The sequence below is a fragment of the Bradyrhizobium sp. CCBAU 53340 genome, from assembly GCF_015291645.1.
GTDB lineage: Bacteria > Pseudomonadota > Alphaproteobacteria > Rhizobiales > Xanthobacteraceae > Bradyrhizobium.
Genome location: NZ_CP030055.1, coordinates 7,407,179 through 7,420,801 on the forward strand (window position 1 = coordinate 7,407,179; position 13,623 = coordinate 7,420,801).

The 13,623-nt window shown below is 63.8% G+C and carries 12 protein-coding genes; 5 read left to right on the forward strand and 7 right to left on the reverse strand.

The window, feature by feature from the left end; all coding sequences use genetic code 11:
• The first annotated feature begins 240 nt into the window (after positions 1 to 240).
• The 3 genes from tldD to XH89_RS35145 all read left to right on the forward strand — a co-directional run bounded on the left by tldD (position 241) and on the right by XH89_RS35145 (position 3,216).
• Complete coding sequence (tldD, locus tag XH89_RS35135) at positions 241 to 1,668, forward strand: metalloprotease TldD (RefSeq protein ID WP_194464851.1); 1,428 nt, start codon at positions 241 to 243, stop codon at positions 1,666 to 1,668.
• Positions 1,665 to 2,441 carry a signal peptidase I gene (gene lepB / locus XH89_RS35140; RefSeq protein ID WP_194464852.1) on the forward strand — a complete coding sequence of 259 codons (777 nt, stop codon included), beginning with the start codon at positions 1,665 to 1,667 and terminating at the stop codon, positions 2,439 to 2,441. Before tldD ends, lepB begins: the two co-directional genes overlap by 4 nt.
• A 208-nt stretch (positions 2,442 to 2,649) precedes the next feature.
• The gene (locus XH89_RS35145) at positions 2,650 to 3,216 is read left to right on the forward strand and encodes a nucleotidyltransferase family protein (RefSeq protein WP_194464853.1); all 567 of its coding nucleotides are present in this window, start codon (positions 2,650 to 2,652) and stop codon (positions 3,214 to 3,216) included.
• 137 nt (positions 3,217 to 3,353) lie between these two features.
• On the opposite strand, the gene XH89_RS35150 is transcribed toward XH89_RS35145, so the two are convergent.
• The 3 genes from XH89_RS35150 to XH89_RS35160 form a co-directional block, all read right to left on the reverse strand.
• Positions 3,354 to 3,932 carry a PAN domain-containing protein gene (locus XH89_RS35150; RefSeq protein WP_194464854.1) on the reverse strand — a complete coding sequence of 193 codons (579 nt, stop codon included), beginning with the start codon at positions 3,930 to 3,932 and terminating at the stop codon, positions 3,354 to 3,356.
• 149 nt (positions 3,933 to 4,081) lie between these two features.
• Entirely contained in the window at positions 4,082 to 5,452 is a 1,371-nt protein-coding gene (locus XH89_RS35155) for a glutamate--cysteine ligase (RefSeq protein ID WP_194464855.1), read from the reverse strand.
• Between the two features lie 99 nt (positions 5,453 to 5,551).
• Positions 5,552 to 6,049: a MarR family winged helix-turn-helix transcriptional regulator gene (locus XH89_RS35160; protein WP_194464856.1), complete on the reverse strand. Its 498-nt coding sequence runs from the start codon at positions 6,047 to 6,049 to the stop codon at positions 5,552 to 5,554.
• 127 nt (positions 6,050 to 6,176) lie between these two features.
• On the opposite strand from XH89_RS35160, the gene gstA reads away from it, so the two are divergent.
• On the forward strand, positions 6,177 to 6,791 hold the full coding sequence (gstA, locus tag XH89_RS35165; protein ID WP_194464857.1) for a glutathione transferase GstA: 615 nt from the start codon (positions 6,177 to 6,179) through the stop codon (positions 6,789 to 6,791).
• 227 nt (positions 6,792 to 7,018) lie between these two features.
• On the forward strand, positions 7,019 to 7,327 hold the full coding sequence (locus XH89_RS35170; protein WP_246767698.1) for a hypothetical protein: 309 nt from the start codon (positions 7,019 to 7,021) through the stop codon (positions 7,325 to 7,327).
• Between the two features lie 450 nt (positions 7,328 to 7,777).
• Here XH89_RS35170 and XH89_RS35175 read toward each other — a convergent pair whose 3' ends face one another.
• From XH89_RS35175 to XH89_RS35190, 4 genes are read right to left on the reverse strand one after another with little or no spacing between them, the layout of a single operon-like run.
• Positions 7,778 to 9,988, reverse strand: a complete 2,211-nt coding sequence (locus XH89_RS35175; protein ID WP_194464858.1) for an FAD-dependent oxidoreductase — start codon at positions 9,986 to 9,988, stop codon at positions 7,778 to 7,780.
• 18 nt (positions 9,989 to 10,006) lie between these two features.
• On the reverse strand, positions 10,007 to 11,215 hold the full coding sequence (locus tag XH89_RS35180) for an acetyl-CoA C-acetyltransferase (protein ID WP_128954374.1): 1,209 nt from the start codon (positions 11,213 to 11,215) through the stop codon (positions 10,007 to 10,009).
• Between the two features lie 42 nt (positions 11,216 to 11,257).
• On the reverse strand, positions 11,258 to 13,048 hold the full coding sequence (locus XH89_RS35185) for an acyl-CoA dehydrogenase C-terminal domain-containing protein (protein ID WP_194464859.1): 1,791 nt from the start codon (positions 13,046 to 13,048) through the stop codon (positions 11,258 to 11,260).
• 38 nt (positions 13,049 to 13,086) lie between these two features.
• Positions 13,087 to 13,470 (reverse strand): nuclear transport factor 2 family protein, encoded by a 384-nt coding sequence (locus XH89_RS35190; RefSeq protein WP_194464860.1) that lies wholly within the window; start codon positions 13,468 to 13,470, stop codon positions 13,087 to 13,089.
• Between the last annotated feature and the right edge of the window lie 153 nt (positions 13,471 to 13,623).

The window sequence follows — 13,623 nt, forward strand, 5'->3', positions numbered from 1 at the left end:
GCATTGCGCTGCCGTGCGAGCCTCGAAGGATGAACGGCCGAGCTGTCAGCCGGGCCGTCGCAGTTCGAGGGCCGCTGAAGGAGCGGCCACCTCAGGGTGACGGTGATCGATTCATGCTCGCGGCAACGTGTTCGACGAATATCTCTGTCGCACCTGTCGTTTCCGTAATGTGACGGCCCCCTCGCGGAACCGATCCGAAACCATTATCTTGCCTCACATTCCTCCGAGAACGGATGCCAGATGACCAACCCTGCCACGACCTCCCTGCTCGACCGCGCCAATCTCGACCGCGACCAGGTTCGCAACGAGGTCGCGCGCGGGCTTGCCGGTGCCGACGACGGCGAACTCTTCCTGGAGTACAGCCAGACCGAAGCGCTGATGTTCGATAATGGGCGGCTCAAGCAGGCGACCTATGACACCTCCCAGGGATTCGGCCTGCGCGCGGTCAAGGACGATGCGGTCGGCTATGCGCATTCCTCCGACGTGTCGCTGCCGGCGCTGATTCGCGCCGCCGACGCGGTCGCGGCCGTGCGCGGCGGCTATTCCGGCAGCTTTGCAGCCCCGCCGCCGCACACCAATGTGCGGCTCTATGGCGATGAGAATCCGCTGGATGCGCCGGGCTTCGAGACGAAAGTAAAACTGCTCGCCGAGATCGACGCTTATTTGCGCGACAAGGATCCGCGGGTGCGGCAGGTCAGCGTCAGCCTGGGCGCTACCTGGCAGGTGGTCGAGATCCTGCGCCCCGATGGCGAGAGCTATCGCGACATCCGCCCGCTGGTGCGCGTCAACATCTCCGTCGTCGCCGGCCAGGGTGATCGCCAGGAGAGCGGCAGCAAGGGCTATGGCGGCCGCGCCGGCTATGCCGAATTCATCGAGACCAGGTCCTGGCGCGACGCCGCTGACGGCGCGCTGCGCGAGGCGCTGGTCAATCTGGAATCGATTCCCGCCCCCGCCGGCGAGATGGACGTCGTGCTCGGCGCCGGCTGGCCCGGCGTGATGCTGCATGAAGCCGTCGGCCACGGCCTCGAAGGCGACTTCAACCGCAAGAAGACCTCGGCGTTTGCTGGGCTGATGGGTCAGCAGGTCGCGGCCAAGGGTGTCACCGTGGTTGACGACGGCACCATCGCCTCTCGCCGCGGCTCGCTGTCGATCGACGACGAGGGCACGCCGACCAACCGCACCGTGCTGATCGAGGACGGCATCCTGGTCGGCTACATGCAGGACCGTCAGAACGCGCGTCTGATGAACATGAAGCCGACCGGCAACGGCCGGCGCCAGGGCTATGCCCATGTGCCGATGCCGCGCATGACCAACACCTACATGCTCGCGGGCGACCGTGACCCGGCCGAGATTCTCGCGTCGGTGAAGAACGGTGTGTTCGCCGCGAATTTCGGCGGCGGCCAGGTCGACATCACCTCGGGCAAATACGTGTTCCAGTGCACCGAGGCCTACAAGATCGAGAACGGCAAACTGGGCGCGCCGCTGAAGGGCGCCATGCTGATCGGCAACGGGCCGACCGACCTGCATCGCATCCGCATGATCGGCAACGATCTAGCGCTCGATACCGGCATCGGCACCTGCGGCAAGAACGGTCAGGGCGTGCCTGTCGGCGTCGGCCAGCCGTCGCTTTTGATGGAACGCATTACGGTGGGTGGAACGGGCGCATGAGCGTTGAGAAAGTGACTGTCAGCACCAAACGCAAGAGCAGCGGCTTTGCCGGCCAGCTGATGCAGCTCGCCGGCATCGTCGCCGCCGTCTTCATCGCCAAGGGCGCGCTGGCTGAACCGTTCTACGTGCCGTCGGGCTCGATGGAGCCGACGCTGCTGATTGGCGATGCGCTGCTCGCCTCGAAATTCCCCTATGGCTATGGCACCTCGTCGCTGCCGATCCAGATCAACCTGCCGGAAACCGGCCGCGTCTTCGCCGAGACGCCGAAGCAAGGCGACGTCGTCGTGTTCCGCTGGCCCGGCGACCGCTCGCAGGCCTGGGTCAAGCGCGTCGTCGGCCTGCCTGGCGACCGTATCCAGATGCGACAGGGCCAGCTCTTCATCAACGACCGCCCCGCCGAATTAAAGCCTGACGGCGTTGGTGCCGCCGAGGACGACAATGGCGGCAGCGAGCCCGCCTATCGTTACGTCGAGACGCTGCCGAATGGCGTCTCGCATCTCATCTTCAAGATGCGCGACAACGGCCCGCTCGACAACACGCCGGAAGTGACGGTGCCACCAGGCCATCTCTTCGTGCTTGGCGACAACAGGGACAACTCGGCCGACAGCCGCGTGCCGCTGCGCTCCGGCGGCGTTGGCCTCTTGCCGGTCGACAATCTGGTCGGCCGTGCCGATGCCGTGCTCGGCTCCTGGGATCTCGGCATGCGCGGCCAGCCGGTCTGGACCTGGCTCTCCGGCTTCCGCCTCGCCCGGTTCTTCACCGCCGTGCATTGACAACCGTCCTCATGGTGAGGAGGCGCGAAGCGCCGTCTCGAACCATGAGGCCCCGACCTCACATGCGACCATCCTTCGAGACGCCCCGCTTCGCGGGCAAGGCCAAGCGCACGATCGTGGAGCCGCTGCTGCGGCGGCGTTGGTGCGCGCTGTCCTCGAAGGCGGCGCGAGCGGACCATGATGCGCGCGCAAATGCGTGACGGTCGCCATGGATGAGGCCCGCTTCCTCGCCCTGGCGCTGAAGAACCCGGTCAACGTCGCAATCGTCGATGAGCTGCACGGCCTTGCGCTGCCGGATGCGTGGCTGGTCTCCGGATGCCTGGTGCAAACGGTCTGGAATGGGCTCACCGGCCGCGCCATCGATCACGGCATCGCTGATTACGACATATTCTACTTCGACCCTGATACCTCCTGGGACGCGGAGGACACGGTGATCCGCAAGCTGCAAGCGCGGCTCGATCATCTCGGCGTCAAGATCGAGGCGCGCAATCAGGCTCGCGTGCATCTGTGGTATCCGGCCAAGCACGCCCTGCCCTATCCGCCGCTGTCGTGCTCGACTGACGGGATCGATCGTTTCCTCACGCAGAATACGCAGGTGGGCGTGAGGCGCACGGACCACGGCTTCGAGGTCTATGCACCGCACGGGTTTGGCGACGTCGCGAGCCTGATTGTTCGGCCCAATCCCGGCCCGAATTTTTCCGCGGCAAATTACGCGGCGAAAGTGGCGCGATGGAAGACGCTATGGCCGCAGCTCACGGTGATTGCCGCAGAGTGAGATCTTGTAGGGTGGGCAAAGCGACTTGTCCGCCGTAGCTCGCAGAGCGAAGGCGGAAGCGTGCCCACCACCTGTCGCAATGGTTGAAGATCGTGGGCACGGCGCTTCGCGCCTTTGCCCACCCTACGGCACCTTGCTCACCGCACCACGCCCGAGGTAAATCCCGCCTTCCGGCGCGGCGGCTTGATGTCCTTTTTCAGGAAGCAGCGCGCTTCGCGCCCGGTATAGCCTGGGCGGGCATAGGTGAAGGCGCGACATTTATTGTCGGCAGTGCAGGCGGCCTTGCAGGCGTCCTCGCCTTCGCCCGCCTTGAGGTCGAAATTGCGCAGATCGCCGCCGGGGCGGTCGATCGAGGTTTCGACGCCCTCGACGCGCGGCTCGATCACGCCGGCGCCACGGACCCCGGAAATGCAGCAATTCGCCGGCTGTCGCGGCGGCACAGTATTCTTGAGCCAGCACACGGCCGCGGCGCCGTCGATGTCAGGATAGCTGAAGCTCCACGCACGGCAGCGGCGATCGCGCTCGCAGAGCAGCGCGCAGTCCTCGGGGTCGCCCGACGTGACCGGCGTGTTGAAATAATCGCCCCCGGGCCGGTCGAACGCTGTCTGGGCGCGCGCCGGCACGCTCGCGAGGACGAGCGAAAGCAGCGCGGCACAGGCCACGACGCATGCCAAGACCTTTGCCGTGACGGCGCCAGGCAGGCGGCCCTTCCCCATCGGAACAGCTTTCGAGTTATTGACGACGTTCAGGTTTTTTCAGCCGGTCATTTGATCGCCGCAAACCTGTATGGGCGATGAACGGCTAAAGCCCGGATCGTTGGCCTATTTGTCTAGAACCCGTTCCGATGCAATCGGAACGACATGCTCTAGAACGCGTATTCCGCGTAGGCTGGTTCCACCGAGCCTTTCCAGGCGCCGTTGAACTTGTCGAGCATCTCCTCGGCCGGCGTCCGGCCGGAATCAATGATGCGGTCGAGCGGCTCCAGATGCCGCGTTTCGTCGCGGCCGATCGCATCGATGCGGCCGCGGCGGCGCAGGCCAGCATGTGCCAGGACGAGGCACTCCTTGGCGATCTCGAACAAATAGCGGTCCTTGATCCGCGCCTTGAAGCCGAAGCGCGGCACGTCGTCGCGCAGGGCCTGGCGCTCCGAGGCGGTCCAATGCTTGGCCAGGTCCCAGGCGGCGTCGAGCGACACGTCGTCATAGAGCAGGCCCGCCCAGAATGCCGACAGCGCCGGCAACCGGCCCCACGGACCGCCATCGGAGCCGCGCATCTCGAGATAGCGCTTGAGCCGCACTTCCGGGAAGATCGTTGACAGATGGTTGGCCCAGTCCGAAAGTGTCGGACGCTCGCCGGGCAGATTGTTGTTGCGGCCGTCGAAAAAGGCACGGAACGAGGAGCCGGACACGTCGATGTAATCGTCGCCGCGCTTGACGAAATACATGGGCACGTCGAGTGCGTAATCGACATAGCGCTCAAAGCCCATGCCGTCCTCGAATGCCCACGGCATCATGCCGGCACGGGCGTTGTCGGTGTCGCGCCAGATCTCGGAGCGGAAGGAGAGGAAGCCGTTCGGCTTGCCTTCGGTGAAGGGCGAATTGGCGAACAGCGCGGTCGCGACCGGCTGGAGAGCCAGCGAGACGCGCAACTTCTTGACCATGTCGGCTTCGGAGGAGAAGTCGAGATTGGTCTGCACCGTGCAGGTCCGGTACATCATGTCGAGGCCGTATCGGCCGACCTTCGGCATGTAGTTGGTCATGATCTTGTAGCGGCCCTTGGGCATCACCGGAATGTCGGCGCGCGACCAGGACGGCGTCATGCCGAGACCGAGGAAGCCAATGCCGAGCGGCGTTGCGATCTCGCGCACCTGGGCCAGATGCGCCATCAGCTCGCTCTGGGTCTGGTGCACGGTCTCCACCGGCGCGCCTGACAGTTCGAACTGTCCGCCGGGCTCGAGCGAGATCGCGCCGCCGCCGGTGACGTCATAGAGGCCGATAATGTTGCCCTTCTCCATGATCGGCTCCCAGCCGAGCAGGAGCTTCATGCCTTCGAGCAGCGCACCGATGCCGCGCGCGCCTTCATAAGGCACCGGACGATGGCCATCGAGCGTGAACGGCGTCTTCTCGTGCTCGGTGCCCATGCGGAATTCGGACGGGGCCTTGCAGCCGGCTTCGAACCACGCGACGAGCTCGTCGCGCGACTGCAGCGGCGTCATATCGATCTGGTCTCGCGCCATATCAAACTCTAATCAAAAGCGCTTCGACCGAATGCGCGCGGGGTGACGGGATCGTCCGCGAGCCCACCGGGCGCGCAGACGTGCTGGGTTGCCGCGCGATCATCGCGACGGCGAGCTTTCGTTGACATTGACGACGGGCGGCAGCTTCATCTCGCCGCACGAGCAGCCCAGCCGGTCGAGCAGACCACTGAGCTTGACGGCATCGGCATCGGACAGTTTCGAGCCGACATATTTCTCGATCGCAGCCGAATAGGCGCCCCACATCCGCTTCTGCAACTCGCGGCCCGCCTCCGTGATCTCGACGAACTGGCCGCGCTTGTCGATCTTGCATTCGCGCCTGCAGGCGAGCCCCTCATCGACCAGGCGATCGATCAGCCGCGAAGTGGAGTATTGTGGGATCAACATCTGCCGCTCGAGTTCCACCGGCCGCAGCTCTCCGGACGGGGCCCGCGACAATTCGAGCAGGGCGTCGTACCATGCGAGTGGCGGAAAGCCGGCCTTCTTCAGGTCCTGCTCTACGCAGTCGAGCACACGGCTCTGGACCCGCATCAGGCGGATCCAGGCACTCGTAGCCTCGGTCGATGGTTTGCGTTTCATGATCCCGCTCAAACTCGTCGTCCGCTTCTTACCTCACTCGATGCACCTGCATCAATCTTGACTATTCCATGCAGATGCATGTATGCATTCCTTCCGCCCGAACCAAGCGTCAAGAGGAGGAAATTCCATGAAACTGTATTACTCGCCCGGGGCCTGCTCGCTGTCTCCCCATATCGCGCTCCTCGAAGCCGACCTGCCCTATGAACTGGTCAAGGTCGATATCCGGGCCAAGAAGCTCGAGAACGGCGAAGACTATCTGAAGGTCAATCCGAAGGGTCAGGTCCCCGCATTGGGCCTCGACAGCGGTGAGATCGTGACCGAAGGTCCGGTCATTGTCCAGATGATCGCCGACAAAGCTCCAGCCAAGGCACTGGCGCCCGCGCGCGACAGCAATGAGCGCTACAAGCTGCTCGAATGGCTGAACTTCCTCACCTCTGAGGTGCACAAGAGCTTCGGCCCGATGTTCTCGCCGGTGCTGAACGACGACGCCAAGGCGTTCTTCAAGGACCGTGTCATGGGCAAGCTGAAGCACATCGACAGCCAGCTCGCCGGGAAGGACTACCTCATGGGCAAGCAGTTCTCGGTCGCCGACGGCTATCTCTTCACGATGCTGACCTGGGGCGATCGGATGAAGTTCGACCTCTCGGCGATGCCGAATCTGACCGCCTACAAGGCCCGCGTCGCGGCACGGCCGAAGGTGCAGGAAGCTTTGAAGAAGGAAGGGCTGGCACAGGCCGCGTGAGGCATGTGAGGCAATCGATCTTCAAGGGGCCGGATCGACGATCCTGCCCCTTTTCATTTGGCACCGGCGCGTGAAAGCGAACCCATTTCGCCGGATCATCGTACCTTAATTAGACTTATGGCCTACTGTTCGCCAAATGTAAGCAATGCTGTCTTGTCAGCGGGCGCAAAGCAGGCAAGCTTGGTCCAATTGATTGAAGAATTTTTTGGCTCTCATCGGAGTTGAACTTGACGATTGCCATCGTCCTGATCGTTGCAAATGCGTTGGTGGGAGTAGCGACAGGTTACGTTTTCAAAATCTGGGCGCTGGTCGTGATCTCGCCGCCAATGGCGGTCTTCTCCGCGATAATCCTGCGCGCCTATGACTTCGGCATGATGGCGGGCGTGGTCATCATTGTGGTCTGCCTTGTCGTCTGTCAGCTCGCCTATTTCGCGACCTCATTTCTGCTGCACGCGGGCGAGGTCTCATCCCATGACGAAGTCGACGGCCAGCCAAGCGAGATAGGCGACCAGAAAATCCGCCGCCAGCACAAATAGCGCCAGCGCGGCCCAAAGCAACGGTCCCTTGCGGCGCAGCCGTGCGGGCTTCTGTTGCGGTGAGAGTCTGCCAGAGACGGGCGCAATGACGTATTTCCCGGCGAGATCGCGACCGAGCGCGGTCTTCCGCAGCACCAAAGAGTTCACCAAGGACACCTTCTTATTTCGTCTTCAACTTGCCGATGGATCGACAAGTGTCCCAACCGGATTCGTGCCCCTGACCCGGAGCAAGAGTGGTGCCAAGGCAGAGCAAAAGAACGGCACCGGTTTGACCTGTCTATGACAATTACACGACACCGCAACAGCGGGACTCTGCTCCGGTTCCTAACCGAATGCCACGACCGGTTCCACAAACGTAAGCTGGTTTGACACAACCGTGATCACGACGCTCAAAAGATAAAGGCCGGATCGATGATCCGGCCTTGCTGTTCTCGAATGAACCTAAGTTGATCAGGCGGCAGCCTTCTTCGGCGCGAAGCGGCCATAGAAGGTTTCACCCTTGGCGGCCATCTCTTCCAGCAGCTTCGGCGGCGTGAAGCGCGAACCGTACTTCGCCTCGAGCTTGTGGCAGAGCTCGACAAACTTCTTCGTGCCCATGAAGTCGATATAGGACAGCGTGCCGCCCGTGAACGGCGCGAAGCCGAAGCCGAGGATCGAACCGACATCCGCTTCGCGCGGGTCCGTGATGACGTGATCCTCGACGGTGCGCGCGGCTTCCACCGCCTGCACCACGAGGAAGCGCTGCTTCAGCTCCTCGACATCGAGCGTGTCAGGATCGAGCTGCTTCGGCTGCAGCGCCGAGAGGCCCGGCCACAGGCTCTTCTGGCCCTTGCCCTCGGGATAGTCGTAGAAGCCCTTCTTGTTCTTGCGGCCGAGGCGGCCCTGGTTCTCGACCATCTCCACCATCAGCTTCTTCTGATCGGGATTGATGGCGTTGGGGCCGAGATCGGCTTCGGTCGCCTTCATGATCTTCAGACCCAAGTCGAGCGCGACTTCGTCGGAGAGCGAGAGCGGGCCGACCGGCATGCCGGCCATCTTGGCGCAGTTCTCGATCATCGCCGGCGGCACGCCTTCGAGGAACATCTCGTTGCCTTCGGCGACGTAGCGACCGACGCAGCGATTAGCGAAGAAGCCTCGGGAGTCGTTGACGACGATCGGCGTCTTGCCGATCTGCCGGACATAGTCGAGCGCGGTCGCGAGCGCGACATCGCCGGTGTTCTTGCCCTTGATGATCTCGACCAGCATCATCTTCTCGACCGGCGAGAAGAAGTGGATGCCGACGAACTTGCCCTGGTCCTTGAAGCTCTCGGCCAGCGAGGTGATCGGCAAGGTCGAGGTGTTCGACGCGAAGATCACGTCGGGCTTCAGATACTCCTGCGCCTTGGCGAACGTCTCCGCCTTGACCTTGCGGTCCTCGAACACCGCTTCGATCACGAGATCGACGTCCTTCAGCGCGGCATAGTCTGCGGTCGGCGTGATCCGCGCGAGCAGCTTCTCGGCATCATCAGGCTTGGCGCGGCCCTTCTTGATCTGGTCCTCGATCACCTTCTGCGCATGGGCCTTGCCCTTGTCGGCGCTCTCCTGGTCGCGATCGATCAGGACGACGTCGAGGCCGGCGCGGGCCGAGACATAGCCGACGCTGGCACCCATGAAGCCGGCGCCGATCACGGCGATCTTCTTCACCTTGGTCGGAGGCACGTCCTTCGGACGGCGCGCGCCCTTGTTGAGCTCCTGCATCGACAGGAACAGGCTGCGGATCATCGCGGCCGCTTCCTTCGAGCGCAGCACCGAGGTGAAGTAGCGCGACTCGACGCGCAGCGCGGCGTCGATCGGCAACTGCAGGCCCTCATAGACGCAGCTCATGATCGCGCGCGCGGCCGGGTAATTGTCGTAGGTCTCGCGGCGATAGATCGCGTTGCCGGCCGGGAACATCATCATGCCGGCCTTGGAGAACACCGGGCCGCCGGGCAGCTTGAAACCCTTCTCGTCCCAGGGCGCGACGGCCTTGCCGCCGGCCTTGATCCAGTCCTTCGCGGCCTTGATCAGATCGGCAGCCGGAACGATGGCGTGAATGAGGTTCAGCGCCTTGGCTTTTTCGATAGTGACCGGATCGCCCTTGAGCAGGATCGTCATCGCATCCTGCGGTGGGACCAGGCGCGGCACGCGCTGCGTGCCGCCGGCGCCGGGGAACAGGCCGACCTTGACCTCGGGCAGGCCGAGACGGGTCTTGGGATTCTCGGCCGCCACGCGGTAGTGGCAGCACAGCGTAATCTCGAAGCCGCCGCCGAGCGCGAGGCCGTTGATTGCGGCCGCCCACGGCTTGCCTGACGTTTCGATCGAGCGCAGCACCTGCGAGAAGCGGCGGCTCTGGTCGAACAGCATCTGGTTCGCGGCGGTCTCGCCCTGCTCCTTAAAGACTTTTGCGTAGGCCTGGTTCATGCCTTCGAGCATGGATAGATCCGCGCCGGCGCAGAACGCTTCCTTGGCGGAGGTGATGACGACGCCCGTCACCGCGGCATCCGCCGTGGTCGCCTTGACGATCGCGTCGAGCTCGCTGGTCGAGGTCTCGTCGAGCACGTTCATCGAACGGCCCGGGATGTCCCAGGTGACGAGCGCGATGCCGTCGGTGTCGGTCTCAACCTTGAAATTCTTGTACGACATATTGGTTGCTCCCTACCCTTAGACGCGCTCGATGATGGTCGCGGTGCCCATGCCGCCGCCGATGCACAGCGTGACCAGGGCGGTGGACTTGTTGGTGCGCTCGAGCTCATCGAGCACGGTACCGAGGATCATGGCGCCGGTTGCGCCGAGCGGATGGCCGAGCGCGATGGCGCCGCCATTGACGTTGATCTTGGCGTTGTCGATGTCGAAGGCCTGGATGTAGCGCAGCACAACCGAGGCGAAGGCCTCGTTGAGCTCGAACAGATCGATGTCCGACTTCTTCATGCCGGAACGCGCGAACAGTTTCTCGGTGACGTCGACCGGACCGGTCAACATCATCGCCGGCTCCGAGCCGATATTGGCGAATGCACGGATTTTTGCACGCGGCTTCATGCCGTATTTCGCACCCGCCTCCTTGCTGCCCAGCAGCACGGCGCCGGCACCGTCGACGATGCCGGAGGAATTGCCGGCATGGTGCACGTAATTGACGCGCTCGATCTCGGGGTGCGACTGCACCGCGACGCCGTCGAAGCCGCCCATCTGCGCCATCATCGTGAACGACGGCTGCAGCTGCGCCAGCGACTGCATCGTCGTCGAGGGACGCATGTGCTCGTCCTTGGCAAGGATGGTGAGGCCGTTGATGTCCTTCACCGGCACGACCGACTTGTTGAAGCGGCCCTCGTCCCAGGCCTTGCCAGCGCGCTGCTGGCTCTGCACGGCGTAGGCGTCGACGTCGTCGCGCGAGAAGCCGTATTTGGTCGCGATCAGATCGGCCGAGACGCCCTGCGGCATGAAGTAAGCTGGCACCGCCATCGACGGGTCCATCGGCCAGGCGCCGCCGGAGGCGCCGATACCGACGCGGCTCATCGATTCGGCGCCGCCGCCGATCACGAGGTCATGCTGGCCGCTCATCACCTGTGCGGCGGCAAAGTTCACGGCATCGAGGCCGGAAGCGCAGAAGCGGCTGATCTGCACGCCGGGGACGGCTTCGCCGAGGCCCGCCTTCAGCGCTGCAAAGCGCGCGATGTCGGAGCCGGCTTCGCCGACCGGATCGACCACGCCGAGCACGACGTCATCGACGGAATCTTCCGGCAAATTGTTGCGGTCCTTCAGCGCCTTCAGCGGCACGGTGGCGAGCGCGAGCGCAGTGACTTCGTGCAGCGCGCCGTCCGCCTTGCCGCGGCCGCGGGGGGTGCGAACGTGGTCGTAGATGAATGCCTCAGGCATGACGCCCTCCTGATCTGTTGTTCGAATTCGTTGGCGCGGAAATCAGAACGCTTCCGCGGGCAATTCCATGATGGTGGCGCAGCCGGACTGGATGCGCGCGAGATTGGCCGCAGTCTCCGGCAGCATCCGCTCCATGAAGAAGCGGCCGGTGACGAGTTTTGTGGAGAGATACGGCGTCGCACCGCTGGCGGCAATCTTGGCCTGCGTGACCTTGGCCATCTTCGCCCACATGTAGCCGAGCGCGACGAAGCCGAAGAGGTGCAGGTAATCGGTTGCGGCGGCGCCGGCATTATCAGGCTTCATCATGGCGTTCTGCATCAGCCAGGTCGTGGCCTGCTGGAGATGGCCGAGCGAAGTCGAGAGCGGGGTGATGAAGGGCTTCAGCGCCTCGTCGCCGCCGTTCTCCTTGGCGAAGGCCATGACCTCGCCGAAGAATGCCATGATGGCGCGGCCACCGTCGCGCGGCAGCTTGCGGCCGACGAGGTCGAGCGCCTGGATGCCGTTGGCGCCTTCATAGATCATGGCAATGCGCGCATCGCGCACGAACTGCTCCATGCCCTGCTCGGCGATGTAGCCGTGGCCGCCATACATCTGCTGCGCCTGCACCGCGTTGGCGAAGCCGTAGTCGGTGAGGAAGCCCTTCAGCACCGGCGTCATCAGGCCCATGTGATCGTCTGCGGCCTGGCGGTCCTTCGGGTCTTCGGAGCGATGGGCGACGTCGCTCTTCAGCGCGGTCCACATCACGAAGGCGCGCGCGGCCTCGTTGAAGGCGCGGATCGAGAGCAGCGTGCGGCGCACGTCGGGATGGACGATGATCGGGTCGGCCGGCTTGTCCGGCGCCTTGGTGCCGGTCAGCGCACGGCCCTGGATGCGCTCGCGGGCATAGGCGACCGCGTTCTGATAGGCGACCTCGGACTGCGCGAGGCCCTGAACGGCGACGCCGAGGCGGGCCTCGTTCATCATCACGAACATGCCCTGCATGCCCTTGTTCTCTTCGCCGATCAGCCAGCCGGTGGCGTTGTCGTAGTTCATCACGCAGGTGGAATTGCCGTGAATGCCCATCTTGTGCTCGATCGAGCCGCAGACGACGCCGTTGCGTGCGCCCACCGAACCATCGGCATTGACCAGGAACTTGGGCACCACGAACAGCGACACGCCCTTGATGCCGGCGGGCGCGCCCTCGATGCGGGCGAGCACGAGGTGGATGATGTTGTCGGCGAGGTCATGCTCGCCGGCCGAGATGAAGATCTTGGTGCCCGTGATCTTGAAGCTGCCGTCGGCCTGGCGCACCGCCTTGGTGCGAAGCATGCCCAGATCAGTGCCGCAATGCGGCTCGGTCAGGTTCATGGTGCCGGTCCACTCGCCGGCGATCATCTTCGGCACGTAGGTCTGCTTCTGCTCCGGCGAGCCGTGCACCAGGAGTGCGGCGGTCGCGCCCATGGTGAGGCCGCCATACATCGAGAACGCCATGTTGGCGGAGATCTGGAATTCGTTGACCGCCTGAGAGAGCGTCACCGGCAGGCCCTGGCCGCCGAACTCGGTCGGAGCCGACAGGCCAAGCCAGCCGCCTTCCGCGACCTGCTTGAAGGCATCCTTGAACCCCTTCGGCGTGGTGACGCTGCCATCATCGGCGCGCTTGCAGCCTTCGAGATCGCCGACGCGGTTGAGCGGCTGCAGCACCTCTTCGGCGAGCTTGGCGGCTTCGCCCAAAATCGCCTCGCGCACGTCGCTCGACGCATCGGAGAAGCCGGCGAGGTTGTCGTAGCGGTCGATCTGGAAGACGTCGTTGAGCAGGAAGTTCACGTCTTCGACGGGGGCTTTGTAGATCGGCATGGTGGTCTCCCGGCAGGCCTTGAAGTGGTGATGCTGAATCAGGATTGGGCGGCGAGCTGCTCCGCCATCAGGCGATGCAGCATGTTGATGGCCTTGAGCGGACGCACCATCACCTTGAAATGGGTGATGCGCCCGTCGGCAGCGAAGGTGATGATGTCGACGCCGTTGATCTCGATGCCGTCGATCATGGTCTTGAATTCCAGCACGGCACCGTCAGCGCTTTTCCACTCGCCGACATAGGTGAAGCCGGGACCGCCGAGCACCTTCTCGGCGCTGGCGAGGTATTTGAAGGTAATGTCGCGGCCGCGCTGCGGGGTGTGCACGACAGGGCTTTCGAACACGGCGTCGGGATGGAGCAGGTCCCACAACGCCTTGGTGTCGTGGGACTTCATGTAGGCGTACCAGGACTCGAGGCCGGTCATTATCAGGTGCCTCCCTAAGGCCTCGGGCAAAAAGCCCGAAAACAACCCCATGCACAGTAGCGAAAGGTTGATTTCGCTGGGTTTTTCGGACCGAGCCGCAGCCCGCCCCCAATTCACCTCATATGCACATTGACGCATATGCACCGATACGCA